Annotated in this window: 14 protein-coding genes; 3 read left to right on the plus strand and 11 right to left on the minus strand. The window is 35.1% G+C overall.

All coding sequences use genetic code 11. The annotated features are described in order from the left end of the window. Window positions 1-71 precede the first annotated feature (71 nt). The 11 genes from A0O34_RS03585 to tssO form a co-directional block, all read right to left on the minus strand. Window positions 72-920: a lytic transglycosylase domain-containing protein gene (locus A0O34_RS03585; protein WP_228394349.1), complete on the minus strand. Its 849-nt coding sequence runs from the start codon at window positions 918-920 to the stop codon at window positions 72-74. 63 nt (window positions 921-983) lie between these two features. Beyond that, window positions 984-3,473, minus strand: a complete 2,490-nt coding sequence (locus A0O34_RS03590; RefSeq protein ID WP_066751273.1) for an ATP-dependent Clp protease ATP-binding subunit — start codon at window positions 3,471-3,473, stop codon at window positions 984-986. A gap of 431 nt (window positions 3,474-3,904) precedes the next feature. Then, window positions 3,905-4,309, minus strand: coding sequence for a type VI secretion system tube protein TssD (gene tssD, locus A0O34_RS03595; RefSeq protein WP_066751275.1), 405 nt, complete (start codon window positions 4,307-4,309; stop codon window positions 3,905-3,907). Between the two features lie 190 nt (window positions 4,310-4,499). After that, complete coding sequence (locus A0O34_RS03600; protein ID WP_066751283.1) at window positions 4,500-5,462, minus strand: hypothetical protein; 963 nt, start codon at window positions 5,460-5,462, stop codon at window positions 4,500-4,502. Between the two features lie 188 nt (window positions 5,463-5,650). Next, on the minus strand, window positions 5,651-6,700 hold the full coding sequence (locus A0O34_RS03605; protein ID WP_157885940.1) for a hypothetical protein: 1,050 nt from the start codon (window positions 6,698-6,700) through the stop codon (window positions 5,651-5,653). Beyond that, window positions 6,701-9,535, minus strand: coding sequence for a peptidoglycan DD-metalloendopeptidase family protein (locus A0O34_RS03610; RefSeq protein WP_066751289.1), 2,835 nt, complete (start codon window positions 9,533-9,535; stop codon window positions 6,701-6,703). A gap of 20 nt (window positions 9,536-9,555) precedes the next feature. Continuing rightward, window positions 9,556-10,059 (minus strand): DUF4280 domain-containing protein, encoded by a 504-nt coding sequence (locus A0O34_RS03615; RefSeq protein WP_066751292.1) that lies wholly within the window; start codon window positions 10,057-10,059, stop codon window positions 9,556-9,558. Window positions 10,060-10,152: 93 nt separating this feature from the next. Beyond that, entirely contained in the window at window positions 10,153-12,552 is a 2,400-nt protein-coding gene (gene tssR, locus A0O34_RS03620; protein ID WP_066751294.1) for a type VI secretion system protein TssR domain-containing protein, read from the minus strand. 40 nt (window positions 12,553-12,592) lie between these two features. Beyond that, on the minus strand, window positions 12,593-13,501 hold the full coding sequence (locus A0O34_RS03625; RefSeq protein ID WP_066751296.1) for a PKD domain-containing protein: 909 nt from the start codon (window positions 13,499-13,501) through the stop codon (window positions 12,593-12,595). Window positions 13,502-13,555: 54 nt separating this feature from the next. Then, the gene (locus A0O34_RS03630; protein WP_066751299.1) at window positions 13,556-14,080 is read right to left on the minus strand and encodes a type VI secretion system transmembrane protein TssO; all 525 of its coding nucleotides are present in this window, start codon (window positions 14,078-14,080) and stop codon (window positions 13,556-13,558) included. 11 nt (window positions 14,081-14,091) lie between these two features. Continuing rightward, window positions 14,092-14,628 (minus strand): type VI secretion system TssO, encoded by a 537-nt coding sequence (gene tssO, locus A0O34_RS03635; RefSeq protein WP_066751302.1) that lies wholly within the window; start codon window positions 14,626-14,628, stop codon window positions 14,092-14,094. A gap of 248 nt (window positions 14,629-14,876) precedes the next feature. Between tssO and A0O34_RS03640 the strand changes: the two genes are divergently transcribed. The 3 genes from A0O34_RS03640 to A0O34_RS03650 all read left to right on the plus strand — a co-directional run bounded on the left by A0O34_RS03640 (window position 14,877) and on the right by A0O34_RS03650 (window position 17,844). Beyond that, entirely contained in the window at window positions 14,877-15,479 is a 603-nt protein-coding gene (locus A0O34_RS03640) for a response regulator transcription factor (RefSeq protein WP_228394350.1), read from the plus strand. Window positions 15,480-15,618: 139 nt separating this feature from the next. After that, on the plus strand, window positions 15,619-15,909 hold the full coding sequence (locus tag A0O34_RS03645; protein ID WP_027388329.1) for an HU family DNA-binding protein: 291 nt from the start codon (window positions 15,619-15,621) through the stop codon (window positions 15,907-15,909). 375 nt (window positions 15,910-16,284) lie between these two features. Continuing rightward, window positions 16,285-17,844 (plus strand): Rne/Rng family ribonuclease, encoded by a 1,560-nt coding sequence (locus tag A0O34_RS03650; RefSeq protein ID WP_066751307.1) that lies wholly within the window; start codon window positions 16,285-16,287, stop codon window positions 17,842-17,844. Window positions 17,845-17,924 lie beyond the last annotated feature (80 nt).

Below are 17,924 nucleotides of genomic sequence, written 5' to 3' on the forward strand. Positions count from 1 at the left end.
CGTTTAGATAGGTTAAACATTATCTCCCCGTGTTATTTTGTGGTTTGGTATGTGGTGTTTGGTTCTTTATATCATTTTCCTTCTTTAATAGATCTGGAAAGTATTTTGGTCTTTCTCAGTAAAAAATCAGGCATCAGATCTGTTGGAAGATACAACATACTTTCGCCTTTATTTTCGAGTTCTTCTGTAATTCCCGGGTTCCATGAGAGCAGTTTGTCTACATCTACATCAAGCTCATCCGCGATTACATTTAAATTAAATCCTGCATTGATCTCTGTTTCCGCCAACGTGGAATTATCTTTTCCGCTTCCCCCGTTTGCAAAGAAAACAGTATTCATTCGTGAAGAATTATAATTGCTTAAAACGCTCTGCAGTTCTCCCGTTGCATAGCATGCATTTAAATATTTTTTGACATGATTAATGGTTTCCTGTGGAAGATATTTAGAAAAAATATGATATTGTGAAGAACCTGCAGCCTGCATTGCTTTGGCAACATTTCCCTCTCCGCAGTTGTAGGCAGCCACGACGGTTACCCAGTTATTATATTTTTTATAAAGATTCGCCAGAGAAATTACTGCAACTTTTGTACTTTTATACAGATCATTACGATTCTGCTCCGAAAGCCCGTACTGATTGGCATGAGAGGTCATAAGCTGCCAAGCTCCCACCGCTCCGGCTCCGGAAGTAATATTCCTGTTAAAATGAGACTCGATCAAAGCCAAATTTCTCAAATGTTTCGGTAATCCTTTTTGAGCAAGAGAATGTTCAATAAAATCAACGATCTCTTTGTTTGAATTAATGATATTTTTATATCTCCTCACGCTGTTTTCCGAAGTATCGGATGCAGCGAGGAATTGTCCGTTCACAAGTTGTGAAGAACTCATCAATATTATTCCTAAAAAAATATTTTTGAAGTTCATGTTTATATTTTTTGACAAATTTGCCGTTCTATTAAAAACAGCAAATCTGCCTTTTTACTTTATTTATTCTACTTTCCAGGTTAATTGATCATCTTGCCAATCTACATTCAGTGTCTGTCCGGTTTTTACCTCTTCTCTCACGATCATTTTGGAAATTGGTCTTGCCAATTGCGCTCTAATCACTCCTGAGATCTGTCTTGCTCCGTATTTACTGCTGAATCCTCCTAATGCAAGTTGTTTCACAGCTTCATCCGTTATTTTTAAGGTCATTCCTAATCTGTGAAGTGATGCGTGAAGTGATTTTAACTGAATATTAAAAATTCTTTCCGCAATAGATTCTGTGATCGGTGCAAAAGGAATAATTTCTGTGATTCTTGCCAAAAATTCCGGTCTGAATTTACCTGAATTTGACATAATTTGCATTAATGCAGGTGATTGCGGAACTTTCCCTTCTTCAAACTGCTTTACAATTTCTTCGCTTCCGATATTTGACGTAAATAAGATGATCGCATTGCTGAAATCTCCTTCTTTTCCAAGCTTATCATGTACTTTTCCTTCATCCATGATCTGTAAAAAGACATCAAAAACTGAGTGATGCGCTTTTTCAATTTCATCAAATAAAACTACGGTGTAAGGTTGCTGACGAATTTTATTCACCAACATTCCACCTTCCTCGTAGCCAACATATCCCGGAGGCGCTCCATATAAAAGTGCCGCCGAATGTTCTTCTTTAAACTCAGACATATCAAAACGAACCATCGCTTTTTCATCATTGAAAAGCAGTTCCGCCATTGATTTTGCCAGCTCCGTTTTTCCTGTTCCCGTTGGTCCCAAAAGGAAAAATGAACCGATTGGCTGTCCGGGTTTATTTAATCCGCTTCGGTTTTCAACAATCGCATCAGAAAGGATTTTTAAAGCATGATCTTGTCCGACAACCCTATTCAACAAAAGACCTTCCATATTCAGAAGTTTTTCTTTTTCCTGAGCCTGAATTTTTCCGATTGGAATATTTGTTTTGGCGGCCATAACAGCAGCCAATTCCAAACGGTCTACTTTCTCTCTTTTCTTTGATGCGTGCTGTAAAAGTTCAGCGTATGTTTCTTCAATTATTTTCTGAATTTCCTCGACAGGCATTGAATTGTCAATTTGTGGCTGCTCACTTAAAGAACCCCACAAAATCGGACTTATTTTATCTCTCAATAAATTATAATTCCAGATCAATTCGTCTGCTTTGTCTTTATCATCCAGATATTCTTCCTGTAAAATGGTTTCATAAATACCTTTCCAGCTTTCTAATTCCTTTTCTGAAAGTTCGTCAAGCATTTTGATCGCCGCCATTGTTCTGTCTAATAAATCAATTGCTGCGTCTGGTAATTTTTTACCTTTTGCATAACGTTTTGCTAAACGGACACATTCGGGAAGGGCAGTTTTTTCAACTTCAATTCCGTGGTGTTTTTTATAGCCATCCAATAGAACATCAATCATTTTAACACAAGTTTTTTCGTCCGGTTCGTTGATCGTTAAGACTTCAAAACGACGATTAAAAGCCTGCTCCGGCTCGATGATTTTTCTATATTCTTCCTGAGTTGTGGCTCCGATTACTGTGATTTCACCTCTTGCCAGTTCAGGTTTAAGAAGATTAGCAACGTTTCCGATGCTTCCTTTTGGATCTAAAAGCGTGTGAATTTCATCAATGAAAAGAATTGCTTTTTCGATCTTTTTACATTCGGTAATGATCTTTTTAAGACGATCTTCAATTTCGCCTTTATAAGAAGTTCCGGCTAATAAAGCTCCCGTGTCAAGTTCTAAAAGAGTTCCGTTTTTAAGCATTTCAGGAACGTTTCCTTTAATAATTTCAGTGGCGAAACCTTCTACCAAAGCAGTTTTACCAACTCCCGGTTCTCCGATAATAATGACATTGGGTTTAGTTCTTCTACAAAGAATTTCAACCAACATTCTCAGTTCTTTATCTCTTCCGATGATGTTTTCCAGATCTCCTTTTCTCGCCTGCGCCGTTCTGTCGACACAATAGGCTTTAATGGATGGAAAAGAATTATCGGAATAATCTGAGCCATTTGAAAATAAGGAAGAAATCCCATCATCCTCAGCGTTACCAAATGGCGTATCTTTTCTGTATAAATTGAATATTTCGTGTTCTCTAAGCGGTAATGACTTCAACTGCTGCAATGAAAAAACAACCTGCGGTTTCACGATAGCCGTTAAAAGGCAAATCGGAGTAATCTCGTCCAACCCCAATTTCAAACGAATATCATCTGCTTCCTCAATAATATTGTCTACAAATTCATCCTGTTTAGCTTCATCGGGAAGATGCGTAGTTTTAGGATAATCTTCAATGCGGACATCTGCCCATTCGTAAAAATATCCCGGATCTTTATCTATGTTTTTTAAAAATTCATTAAGTCCGATATCTTTGTGCATTAAAGCCTGCAAAATATGCGGACCACCGTAAGTGGCATTATAATTTTCTCTCGCGATTGATTGTGCAATATGAAAAAGTTGTTTTACTGTCTCGTTGGTTACTAGTACTCCCATTTTACTATTTTTCTCAAAAATTAATACTATATCTGATTTCGGTGTGTGTTGTTTTGATTATGTTTTCATTAAATTTTAAACAAATATTAATCCACAATCATTAAAAATTTTATACTTTACTAAGATATTAGTTTTTTTTCAATAATATTAGATATGTCTTTTAAATGTGAGATAGTTAATATTACTGGAAAAAATATATGAGTATTTGCTTTTTTTAACGCAAAGTCGCAAAGATTTTTTTTTGAAATGATTGAGGATGTTTTTTGTTCGCAAAGGCGTTCTACTCAACTAAGTTTAAAAGAATATTTTTCATTAAAATATTAAAAAAACATAAAAAACTTCACATTATGAAATGGATATATTGGGTAATGGTAAAAAAAGACCGCCTTGAGGGGACAGTCTTTTTTATGAATGTTGATTATGTGTAGATTTTAGCTAGACGGCCATAGACCTTCGTAAGCAGAATTACCATAATTGATCTTCTCTGCGCTTATGATAAAGCTGATCAACATGCTGTTCTCGTCTACTGCGTCGAAGTCTACTTCATGCTGAATTACATATCCGTTTTCCCAGTTTAAAGTAATTAATGTACCTTCTTCATGAGATTTGTTGAAAGTAATTTCTCCGCTTGTAGGCTTGTACTTTCCGTTTAGTAAGCTTTCCAGAATGTCTGATTTTTCTGTTGCTTCTACGGTTAATTTAATGATTGCGTTTGAGGGGTCTGACGCTACTCTACCAGATACATCTGTAGATCTTGAAACGCTGTAATTCAGCTTCAATAGTTTTTGCCCTTCGGTACCGTTGAATTTTAAAATTCCTCTTGAATTTGCTGCCATGATAGTAAATTTTTAATCGTTAATAGTATTTTGTGATTCAGTGATTGTTCAACAAATATAAAACGGTTAATTATTTTTTGAAAGCATTTGAAAACAATTTTAAAAATTTGTCGTAATTCTACGATTTGATGTAGTAATTCTACGATCGTTAACAAAAAATTAATTTTAAAACCAATTTACTAATAATAGCTTATGATTTCTGTTCGATCTTTAAACTTGTCACATTCTTGATTCCAGATTGGAAAATAACGTATTTGAGCTCTATATTTTTTATTAATCCATTCTCTGAAAATAGTGTATATTTTCCGTTATAGTCAATTTCCTGATTGGGAGACTGAAATGTTTGTAAAATATTTATTTCCTGAGCATGATTTTCTTCGCCAACTTTTTGCTGAATTATAATAGGAATATTTTCTTCACCAATTGTTTGCTCAACATAAGATTTCCCGTTTACAAATTCATTTCTTACAGGCGCAAAATAGGTTTTAATGAAACTATCATCTTTCATTCTTTCATTGAATAGATTCTGATCGAGAACCGCTATTTCAAATTCATCAATGTAGATTTTAGCATATTTATCAGGAAAAAAATCAAGTAATTTTTCTTTTATAGATTTAAAGTTATCAGTGGTTTCTTTTTTCAGACTAACATGAACAACTTTACCTTTTGAATCTGTTTTAATGACTATCGGATTCAAAGAACGGATAGATTCTGTTGCCAGATCTGCCATTTTACTTCCGGACTGATCATAAAAATTATTCTTAAAAAGATGGAAAATATGATAATTAAAACTTTTTTCAATCCATTTTAAAGAAGCTGTAAAAGAAATAAAATTACTTTTCTTTTTATCTTCATTTTCTGCGGCTTCCGTGATATTTACATCATATATTTTGCTGAAATTTTCGGGATCAAAAGATAATTTTGGATTCAGTTTGGGATGTTTGAAGGGGGCATCATTTTTTGAATTATATTCGTTGATATCTTTTAACTCAGGAATTAATAATTTTTTCCGCGGAATAAGTTCATCTTGGATATAATCTTCCCTTGCACAACGCTTATTGTGATATTCTTTAAGATATTTGGGATTTTCGAGTTTAATTTCTTCAGATATACTTTCCAGTGTTTCCCCATGAAGTATAAAATGAACGATCATAGTTTTTGTTTTTTTTTGATATGAAGCAATTTAGTTAAAAATATTCTTATAAAAAATAATTTTACATTACTAAATTCTTTAAAACTCAATATTTAAAGATTAATTAAAATAAAAAGCAACATGCAAAATTTGCACACTGCTTTTTATAAATCTATTAATAAGGCTTAGGTTTAATAAAATTATCTATTTTACTTTTTTTCCAGTTCGTATGAGCTTGTTTCACCTACCGTCTTATCGATTAAACTGCTTTTCAATACATATTTACTTTTGTTTTTGGAAATTGTAAATGCCGAGTTTTTATTATCTTTTTCAGCAAGTGTTATTTCATCCGGTGTTGTATTTATTACTATTAAATCTTTTTTAAGATTCTCAACATAGCTGTTTAGCTGAAATTTAGCTGAACTTCCATCAATTTTAACCGAGATTTGCCCCCAACCTCGAGGATCGCCAGATTCTTCTTTCATTCTTAGAAAACGACCTGTGTAATTGCCTATCCATTGTTTGTCTGACTGAGCTGTTTTTGCGAGTGTCCCACCGTTATTTCGTACACTGTTCACTATCCCAGCGAGGGTCATAGATTGAGGCTGATTCATTTTAGATATCCTCATATCCGGTTGCTTTGTCTGACCTTTGAAGAATATAAAAGGTAACTCTTTTTGGTTATCCGGAACAGTATGCTCATCATCTCTTTGATAATTATTATCCAAAGAAACCTGTAATTCCTTTTGCGGATTAATGATCAATTCCGTAATATCATTAGGATAAGCCCATAAATAGACACCGGGAAATCGACTATCCTGAAGAACCGGATTAAAATATAAAACCGGTTTTTGCTGATTATCAACAATATCATAAATAGCATAATCTACCCCGTCTTCATAACCCTGAGCCCTTACAATTTCTTTTTTATCATCATTATCCAGATCTACAAGCCATTTTTTATTGATCGAAGCCCACGGATAGGTAAATTGATAGATGAGTTTATCATTTTTAAACCAAAATTCATGCGTATTGGTAGCCGCAGAATCTGATGCTGTAATGATCATTTCTTTTTCAGGATCACCATCAATATTTACTTCTTCCTGACTTTGAATTTTTAAATCTGAAGGAATATTATACTTATTTTCATTCTTTACGTTGATATCAGCTGCTGCATTTTTTACTGTTAGATTTCGATTTTCTTTGCATGAAAACCCTAACATACACAGCGCTAAATAAAAAATTACGTTACGTTTCATTTATGTTCCTGTTTGGTTATTTTGGTCCGGACTCACATTAACATCCGTTCCTAATTCTGTAATTTCCGTAAGCGGATTAAAAGACGGTTTCGACATCTTCTCTTTTCTGACTTCAAAATGTAAGTGAGCCATTTTTGCAGCCTGTCCGCTCGCGTTTCCTGTCTGTCCCGTTTTTCCGATCGGATCTCCGGCACTTACCTGACCCGTTGTATATTCTGAAAGGTGACAATACATGAAAAAATATTTTTGTCCGTTATAATTACCTTCTAAAAATGTCCTGTTTCCGTATCCGTTAGGGTCTTCTAAATAAGTGATCTCACCATCTACACAAGCATAGATCTGCGTTCCTACAGGAGCATACAGGTCTAAACCATCATGTTTACCGCCTGTTCTTCCATGGTAATCACTCTTGCCTGGCGACCACTGTGTATCTGAATACCATCCTCTCAATTGCATACTGTCCAAAGGATTGTGCCATTCTGAGCTTCCTCCGATCTTTCCGCAGTTACACTGAATTCCGAATTCTTTTAAAAATCCTTTTTTAAGATGTAAATCGGAAGTACCGGCCAATTCTTCTTTTAAAAATTTGTCATACTTTTCTAAAGCGGCAGTCATTGTCTGAGCAGGCTGTCCGTATCTTCCCGGCGGTAAACTTGCCCATTCATAACTTCCATATTGTTCCAGTGCTTCTTTTACCTGATTCTTGGTGATCAATGGTAAACTTCCTGCTCTTTTATGTTTAAGAATCAAAATACAAAGTTTGTCCTGTGATTCTGCAGTAAAATCGGGCACTGAATATTTTTTAACATAATCATGAGCTTCTTCGTAGACCCCTGCTTTTTTATTGTCACTGGTCAATTGTTCTCCTTTCAGCCACCACCAAGTGTATCTCATTATCTGATAAGCTCCGGCTGCTGAAGATGAGTACGCTCCGGCTGTGATCACATTCTCAGGATGTTTGGTCATATCTGTAAACTGTGTTCCGCTATATTGCGTCGTGTAACCTTTTTCGCCTTCTGTACCTTCGCCTACTCTAAGCATTCTCATAAATGCTCTGATTCTTGCTTCACATTCACATTTCTTGCCAATTTCAAAATAAGCGCCATCTTTTTTCAGGAATTCTCCGTCGTGTTTTTTAACATCTCCTGTACATTCTGCTTTCAGCCAAAGATATTCTGTAACACTCTTATAAACATCGAAAGTTATTTGTTCATCTTTATTATAAACTTCATTGGTTAAAGCTTTTTCGATGGTTTCTATTTTCGGGAATTTTTTCTCTTTTTCAAGTTCATCCTTAATTTTATTGGCAACAATGCCTGCTATTTTCTTTTTCTGTTCTGCAGTTGCCGTTTTATTTCCATTACTGCCGAATTTATAAGTATAAGTTCCGTCTTTTATTCCACTTAATTTATCTTTCCAAGTAACTAAATTTTCATCAGATTTTGGACGGAGTTTTATTTTTACTTTTGCTAAGCCGTCTTGTGCAGTGGCTTTTAAGGTTGTAATTTCATTACCATTTTCTACACCTTCTAAAACCGGTAAATTGGCATCTTTTTCTACTAAAATTGCATCCTTTTCTCTGATATTAATACTTACCTCTTTACCATCCAACAACATCGTTCTGGCAACCACATACACTTCCTCTTCCAGAGGAGCATTGTTTATTCTTACGAATTCTGGACCAAGTTTGTATAAATTTACAGAAATACCTTCACCTTTTTTATAAGAAGTTTGCGTGAGCGCAGTTTTGATATCCTCAAGTTTAGCATATTTTTTATCATTTTTAACCAAATCATCAACTCTGGTTTTAATGATTCCTGCAATTTTATCTTTATCAATATTGTTATTATTGCTTTGGAATGTATACTGATGCTGTCCCGCAGCTTCTGAAGTTTCTTTTTTAAATTCTTCTTTAGCAAAATAAGCATCCAGAAGACCTTCCACTTTTACATTATCTACAACACTGGTACTTTTACCTTCAGGTTTTGGCTGAGTAGCGGGTTTCTGAGGTTCAGCTGTCCCTTTAGTTTCTGCTTTAGCTTCAGGTTCCTGTCCTACAGGTGAATCTTTTGTTTTGGGAGGTTGTTTGCCCTGAGGTTCTGAAGCAGGTGCTTTTGGAGTAGGTTTTGGCTGTTCTACAGGTTTAGGTTTATGTTCGGGATTTTTTACGTCGATATTAGCGGTAGCATGTTTTTTATTTTTATAATATTCTACCGTTACGTAAAACTCCATTTTTTCGGGATCTGCTTCTCCTTTTGCTGCTTTTTGTATTAAAGCTTTCGTTAAAACAAACTCTACAGCTGCCACACCATTTTTCCCAACAACTCCTTGTTTACTGTCAACAAAAAGGTTGTTTGAATTATGTCCTTCGCCTTTTGCATCATCTTCCCAAAGTGTAAATAACAGTTTTTCACCTGTAAGATTTACACACTGAGCTTTGGCAACCAATTTTTCGGTATAGCTAAAAACAGCTCCTTTTGAATCATCAACATAATGTAATTCAACTTTATTAATTTTTGGAACTCCGGCAGGTTGTGGCGTAATATCAATTGTTGTAGAACCTTTACCTTCAGGCTCATAAAGATATGCTTCCAGGCGGTACGTATGTTTTGAGGCTACTTCTCCGAAAGTGAAATTGCCATCACCTGTTTTTTTGATGTTGGTGGTGGTAAAACTTCCGTTGGAACGTTTTTTAAATAACTCCCAGGTTACTAATGCCGGATTCTGTTTATTTTTTGGTGTCGAAGGATACCATCCCGTAATTGAATACAGGGTATTTTCTCCTACTTTTGGAGCAGGATTTCCGGATATTTTTGAAACTCCTTGTTTAGACATATCAGAAAGTTTTTTAAGAGTTAATAAGCATCTATTTCACTTTCTTCAACAGTCTCCTTGAAGTCGTCTATTTTCACAAGCGGATTGATGTGTTGAACAGTTTTACTGTCAGCATTTTTTACATTTTGCTTGCTCATTTCTCCACGCTGACCGTGGTCTTTTATCGTGATCTTTCCTCCTATGACACATTGCAGCTCTGATTCTTCAGTAACGATCTTTTTATCCATTACTTTCACTTTGTCGTAGGTTTTCTTCCATTTTCCGGCCGGAGCATAGGAGCATGGCAAATACCCGCCTGAGCTGGGCTTTAATTTACACTGACCGAAACTTGGCCCGGGAGGATTGAACTGGAGATCGTCTTCTGTTACAGCAAGAAAATCTGCACTTCCTTCAGAATCATTCCAATAATGCTGTTTGTGGGCCGTGACTTTATACTGAGGAAACTGATTTCCCTGATTGCATTCAGCCTTGCCTTTCTGAACGACAAAGTGTTTGCCGTCATGAGGTGATGATTGATCTGACATATTTGTGTGATTTGGGTTCTATAAAGATAAAAAATTTACGTTAAAAAATAAAAAAAGCAGAAATAAATTTCTGCTTTTCAATATTATACATTATTAATGTTTAGTATATTCGGGTTCTTCAACGGGCATCATGGTTGGCATGAAGTATTCATTCAGCCAATAAAATGTTTGTCCGTTCTGTTGAATTTTTACTGCCGGATTGTTTCTGTGCGTAAGCATTCTGTCTGCCAGATCTTTGTAATGACGGAAGTAAGTTCTTGCCGTTTCGTTGGTAATGATCTTAGATTTTTTCCAACCTTTCAGCTTGTATTTTGACATTAATTCTTCTTCAGAATTATCAAAACCTGTACTTACACCCACTGCATAAGACATTGGCTGCTCGTATAAATCGCTTTTATCCAAAAATTTATTGGTAGGATTATACTTTTTCAACAACCTGATATATTCATTAATTGCACTTGACTGATTGAAATCTGCTCTTTCAGCGCCCGTTTTAAGATAAACTTCAGTATAGAAAGCTTTAAGATTGTCATATTCCGTTTCTGAGATCAAAATACCTTTTTCAAGGCCTGGTTTAAACTCTTTTAATTCTTTCGGAATAAAACCTTTCACCAAAAACGGACTTCCGTAATTGATCAACTGCGCTGCAATTCCTGCAGGAACCGGATTTGTAAGTCCCGGATATAGATATTTATATTTTAAATCAACATCCGTTCTTCCCGCTCCAACTGAAGAGTGGAAATAATCATTTAATGATTTATCTAAAGTTTCATTATCTAAAGTAACCTGAGCGATCAGGCTGTCAACAGATTTTTTAAGATAGCCGGGCGTTGCGATATCCCCTTTTTTCGGGAAAATAACGAAACCTTGAGACATACTCTGTTTTGGATAATTTAATGAGAAAAATCCTTCATCTCCTTCTACAAGACTAAAATTATTCTTCGTTAAAACATCATTCTGATTAATGATCTTCTGCTTTTTAAGTTCAGCAATATTTTTAGCGGTGTTGGTGACAACATTTTCGGCAAGCAAAACAAAATCATTGTAAGTATCTGATGATCTTGAGCTTGTCTGGAACATAATTAATCTAGCCTGAGCCTGAGTAAGAGAATTAATCACTCCATACATATTTCCGCCCTGATTGGCAGAAGTTCCGACAGTAATAACAATATTCGTCTCATCCGGAACGTTTGAAAGAAGATTTCCGGCAGCCATCAAACCTTCATTTACAGGTTGGTAACCGCTGTTGCTAGGGCAATTCATTTCATTCGATTTTTGGTCGATGAACGTTGTGATCTTGCTGTAATCTGTACTTAAATTTGATACCGCAACATTGTCTCCACAAGAATTATTTTTAAACAAAACAACTCCATATTTCACATTATTGAAATAAGATGGCTTCTCAAATCTAAGCTGAAGATCCTGTAATAATGATTTTACGATTGGAGCATATGGTGCGTTCGGAGCACTGATGTCTAATGCAAAAACGATATTAATCTTCTTATTTTTTTCTGTAATTTCTCTGTAACGATCAAAGTAAATCGGTTCGCCCAAAACATTGAAAACATAGTTTTTACTGTAATCCAAAATATTGGTAAAATATTTCGTTTTAGAATCCGCAGTCGGAGCATCATTTAGAGGCAATGTTACCGGATAAATATTTTCAAGAGGCGTCCTTTTGTTAACGTCGGTAAGAAGAACGGCAGTTCTATTTTCAACATCAGTTCCGCCCGGAGAACCTTCGTGCAAACCTAAGGCGGTTTCAGAAACTCCTGTTGTATTTTTCATTTTCACGGCAGAACGTTCGCCCCACGCCGAGATCACATTTGAGCTCACCCATCCATACAGGCTCGTGCTGATACTATCCATATCAACCGATGGTCTTTTGCCAACCAAAAATCTTTTGTTGTTTTCGGCCTGTTTGTAGACGTAAACAACTTGGCCGTTCGGAATCTTAACATTTGCCTGTTCGATCAAACTTGGTGAATTAAATACCATGATCGAATCATTCTTGTAATATCGCTCAGAGCTTTTGATAACATCACTGTTACTCGGTAAAACTGCTACTCTTACAGGAAAACCTGTTTTTTCGCTTTTTAAAGAATTGCTCCAGAGAAGAAGATCAGATTCGGGGATCCAACCGTAGGTTTTGATTTGTTTAGACGAAACTTTTTTCATTAAAGCATCAGGAATATATTCTGCTACTTTTACCATTCCGTCGCGGTGTTTCAGAACCATTAACGGCTCTAAAAACTTCACTTCTTTATATGATTTTTCATCACTTTTATCAAGATAGGCCGTATTTCTGGATCTGTCTGAGATCGCGATCCACGGCACTGATTTTTTAGGAAAACCATTGACAACCGGTGAGTTATCAACCTGTCCGTATTGTGAAGGTTCCGGAGTTTTTTTCGATGGCAGTTTTACCTGGCAACTCGTCAATAATACAGAAACTCCGATGTAATATGCTGCTAGAGGAAGTTTATTTCTCATCCTAATTTATCTTTTATGATTGGTGCGCCCGAAAGGACGATTATTTGCTTTGATTAATATCAACTTTGGTTACACAGTTCTGCGTATCATCAAAATTCACTTTTACAGTCTGGATGACGTTGTTTTTGTCAAACTGAAGTCCCGCGCAATACATGTAAAAATTATTTGCCTTACTGTCATTTACCTTTACCACTGTATTTTCGTTGTTACACAGATAGGTTCTCAACAAATAATTGTAGTGTGTATTGAAGCTGTTTCCGTTCGCGATCTGCTGTAAATGATATTTAAAATCGTTATCAATTTTAGCATAAGCATCTTCTACGCTCACTTCTTCTTGCAAAGCGTCATAACCCTGAAGAATTTTTATGTGATGCAAGATAGGCTCAGGACTTTCGTCTGTGTATAAGGTAACTACATAATCACCCGGTTTTTTGTAAGAATAGATCGCCATTTTATCTTTGGAATCTATATTTCCTGTTTCACCGAATTTCCATGTAAACTGTTTTGCGTCAGAAACTGCACGAAACTGCACATTTTCAAAATTCATTGCCTGAGATGGCGCATCGATTAAGGTTTTAATCTTCAACGTATCCTTTGGCTTTGGAATTCCTCTTGCAGAAACCATTACCGGGAAAGATTTAGAATATTTATTATCCACGATAAGCGTTACCGAATAATATCCAGGTTTATTATAAAAATGAAACCCTGTGCTTTTATCAGAAGTTGTACCGTCTCCGAAATTCCATCTTTTGGTTTTTGCGAACTGGGTTTTATCTTCAAATAAAAGTGTATCTCCTACCTTGAGAGAAGACGGATACACCACTCCCACAATGTCATCGGCGGAGTGTATGACTTTCTTCTGCAACCACAATGCAACCAGGGCTGCTATGAGCAAAGTTGCAATAACACCAATGATAATGTTCTTTTTGTTTTTTTGAAAATAATTCATAGTTAATATTAATAATTGTGATGTGTTTTGTTCCTAATTTTTTTTGAATTTTGGTTATTGGTTTCTTGCCTTTAAAGCATTTTCACGCTGAAAAAGTTGACTTTTCTTTTCTTTAAAACCGATTGAGCATTCCTCAAACTGTTTTTCAAAATTCTTTATGTTTTCAGTTTTACTTGAAATAACTTTTTTATCGTCGAAGAACATTTTGTAAAACTTGGCGATCTGAGGATATGCTTCTTTTCTGATATCTAATACATTGGCATTCTCAAAAGAATTAGCGACATCATTGATGCCGTTCATGATATTATTTTCCTCAAAAGGTTGAGGAACCTCATTGGTAAGCCTGTTGATTTGCGTAAATGTGCTGTCTAAAACTCTTTGAGTAACTTTTTGCTGTTGATCGAATTTTGCTTTCTGTTCCAGATTTTGAACAGAAATAACGTCTTCATCGGAAAACGGCGACTCAAAACCTTTCAGAAAAATAATTCCCAGAAAAATAAGTGCCGCGAAAAGCATGAGTACTAAATAAAGAAACTGATAATGCCTTTCCTTTTTTGATAATGTGATTTGTCCCTGCATAATTTCTGTATTTATCTTCTTTTTCTACTTCCGGTAAATTTCCTTGTAGGATCCAGTCTTAATTCATTATTTGCAAGCCCGATCTTGCCTCGGCACTCGCTCAAATCTCTCAATGCAGTCTGTTCCTTGTAAGAAACACTAACAATCTGAGTCTTTAAAGCCAATATAGGCTCTAGCTGTTTCATCAGAATGGAATAATGCTTAAAGTTGTCTGCACTGTCTTTTCCCATGATGTTTTTAGCATCCCGTACATTGTCCATGATATAGTTTTTAAGGAAAATATCATTATCAACCTTGCTTATGTCAAGCTGGTTCATTCTGTATAAAATACTGTCTACATGGGTCCTCAGCAGGTCGCTGCGGGTAAGTAATTCGCGGTATTCGTCTGCCTGTTTTTTAATTCCTTCCCTTTGGATGTCATAACTTTTAAAAAAGAAAAACACACTGGTGAAAGAAACGGCTGATAAGACGACAAAAGATAGAACAAACTTCCAAATGCCTATTCTAACGTCTGATTTGTTTAATTTTTTCTCCCTATTCGAAGACATATTTTTGTGATTTGTTTGGCAGGTGAAAATATAAAAAAAAAATTTTATGCACAATATTTAAATTATTTAGTTAAATAATACTGTCATATTATTTAATTTAAGATTAATTTTCACTTTAATAAGTTTTTCATACATTAGGCCTCTAAATTTTAAATATCTTACACCAAATCGATATTAAAGTGAGTAAACTATTAACTAATACCGTACGATTTTCTATAGCAGACAGCGATTTTTATTTTAAAAAAATAATGATCAAAACCCTTATGGAAAACCCTTTTTATATGCTTCTAAACGACTGTAACAACGGCCACGAGATTGTAAACAGAATCTATAGAAGGCAGGAAGATGTGTTCATTATTGAACTTTTTATGCCGGTATTAAGCGGAATCGAAGCCATAAAATACATCAGAAAAAGCAATTCTGAGACGCCGATTATCACTTATTCCGGGACTTATCAGGAAGATATGGCGGAAATCCTTTCAAAAATCCCAAATACTTTTTATTGCCAGAAAAAAAGCAGTGTCATAAAAGATATTGTCAAAGGCCAAATTGCGTCGAATACATTTGATTACGAAGCTTATTCTAAAGAGTGGGAACAGCAGCCATTGGCTGTTCAGGAGTATATGGACAGACAAAAACAGAGCCAGGGAGAACTTTCTTCTACCGAGATTCAGCTGATGAAATTCTGCTATGAAGGCTTCAGTAACAAAGAAATAGGAGAAAAATTAAATCTCAGCACAAGGACTATCGACACCTATATAAACAGGCTTACAGAAAAGCTCGGATTGAAAACAAAACTCCACCTGATACGCTTTTGCGTAGAAAACGGATACTACAATTCTAGCATGTAACACTATCTTAACGCAAACATAATATATAGTAAACATTAAAATCTCAACCTTTTACCGAAAAATAATTCGCGACTAATTTGCTAGTATTCAATTTTTTTAACTAAATTTGCACACCTAAAATTTAAAATTTAAAAAGGAAATGACAAAGGCAGAATTGGTAAACACCATCTCAAATAAGTTGGGAACAGAAAAGAATGAAACACAGAAAGTTGTAGAAGCTTTTATGCAGGAGATCAGGACTTCTATGTATAATGGAGACAATGTTTATCTAAGAGGTTTTGGTTCTTTTATCATTAAAACAAGAGCGGCAAAAACTGGAAGAAACATTTCTAAGAACACTGCAATTGAGATTCCTGCACACAACATTCCTGCTTTCAAACCATCAAAATCTTTTGTTGAGAAAGTAAAAACGAAAGTTACAGTAAAATAAGAAATTAACTGAATATTAACTAGTTACTAAAAAATTAAAATTATGCCAAGCGGAAAGAAAAGAAAAAGACACAAGGTTGCAACTCACAAGAGAAAGAAAAGAAGAAGAGCGAACAGACACAAGAAAAAATAATCTCCTTTTTTCGAGATTTATAATATAACAATATAGTTGGTGGTTTTATTTTTTTAAAGTTCACCGACTATATTTTTGTTTTGCAACAACTATAAGATTTTGTGCAAAATCAGGAGTGGTCACTTTTATTTTTATTAATAAAGTATGGTGGTTTTAATTTAATTCCTAAATTTAAAAACTTAATCATCCTGATAAAAACCACACCAATTTCACAACATCTTAATAATTTTACCTTACAACAAAATGAAGAAAGAACTAATAGTTTCGCATGAAGGCGACTTTACGAAGATCGCGCTACTAGAAGACGGAAGACTATGCGAACTTCATGAGGAAGAGGACAAAAGTGATTTTATAGTTGGAGATTTGTTTATAGGAAAAGTAAAAAAGCTGGCTCCGAACCTTAATGCAGCATTCGTAAATATCGGTTACGATAAAGACGCATTTCTGCATTATCAGGACTTGGGACCGCAATATCTTACGTACAAAAAGTTTCTAAAAGATACTATTTCTAAAAAACAAAGTACTTCAAGTTTAAAAAGTTTCGAGATACAACCCGAAATCGACAAAAACGGAACAGTAGAAAAAGTGATCGTTAAAGACGATCTTGTTCTGCTTCAAATTACCAAGGAACCTATTTCGACAAAAGGACCGAGAATTTCAACTCAGGTTTCTTTAACGGGACGTTTTTTGGTATTAATACCTTTCGACAATAAAGTTTCTATTTCCAAAAAGATCAAAAGCTATGAGGAAAAAGAAAGACTGAGAACCCTTATTGAAAGCATCAAACCAGAAGGTTTTGGCGTTATCATAAGAACTGTTGCAGAAGGAAAAAAAGTTGCCGACCTTCATAATGACATGAATCAATTGATTCAGAAATGGGAAAGCACTTTTAAAAACATCCAGAAAAACAAGTTTCCGTCTAAAGTTTTAAGTGAAGAAGACAAAGCTTCAGCTATTCTGAGAGATAATTTCAACCAAGACTTTGTAAGTATCATCTGTGATGACGAGCAAATGGTGGAAGAAATGAAAAATTACGTAGAAGTAATTGCTCCGGAAAGAAAAAATATTGTTCAGTTTTACGATTCACACATCCCCCTCCTCGAATATTATAACGTAGAAAAACAGCTTAAACAAAGCTTCGGAAAACACGTAAATATTCCAAGTTCAAAAGGTGCTTACCTTGTTATAGAACACACAGAAGCACTGCACGTAGTTGACGTAAACTCCGGAAATAACATCACAACCGGAAATGCAGCCAATAAAGAACACGCTCTGAACGTGAACAAAATGGCAGCAACAGAAATCGCAAGACAATTGCGTCTCCGTGATATGGGCGGCATCATCGTTATCGATTTTATAGATATGCCAAACCCCGATCACAGAAGAGATCTTTTTGAACATCTGAAAGCAGAGATGATGCGCGACAAAGCTCGCCACAAGATCCTGCCTCCAAGTAAATTTGGATTGATACAGATTACCAGACAAAGAAATCGTCAGGAAAAACAGATCGAAACAAAAGAAGACAACCCGAATAAAGACGGAGAAATCATTGCTCCGATCGTTATTGTGGAAAGATTGGAAGAAACCATCAGAAATATTATACAAAAGGATAAAGGAAAACTTTACCTTCATGTACACCCTTTCGTTGAAGCTTACCTTACTAAAGGAATCAAAAGTATTCAGATGAAATGGTTTATCAAGTATAAAAAATGGGTCACCATCATCCCAAGGGATTCTTTTAAATATTTAGAATACAAGATTTACAATTCGAAAAAAGAAGAATTGATAGGATATTCTAATTAATACAAAATTTTAAAACCTCTAGCTTGTCTGGAGGTTTTTTTGTTTATTTTAGATTTAATAAAGTATTTACAAATAACACG

Source organism: Chryseobacterium glaciei, from assembly GCF_001648155.1.
GTDB lineage: Bacteria > Bacteroidota > Bacteroidia > Flavobacteriales > Weeksellaceae > Chryseobacterium > Chryseobacterium glaciei.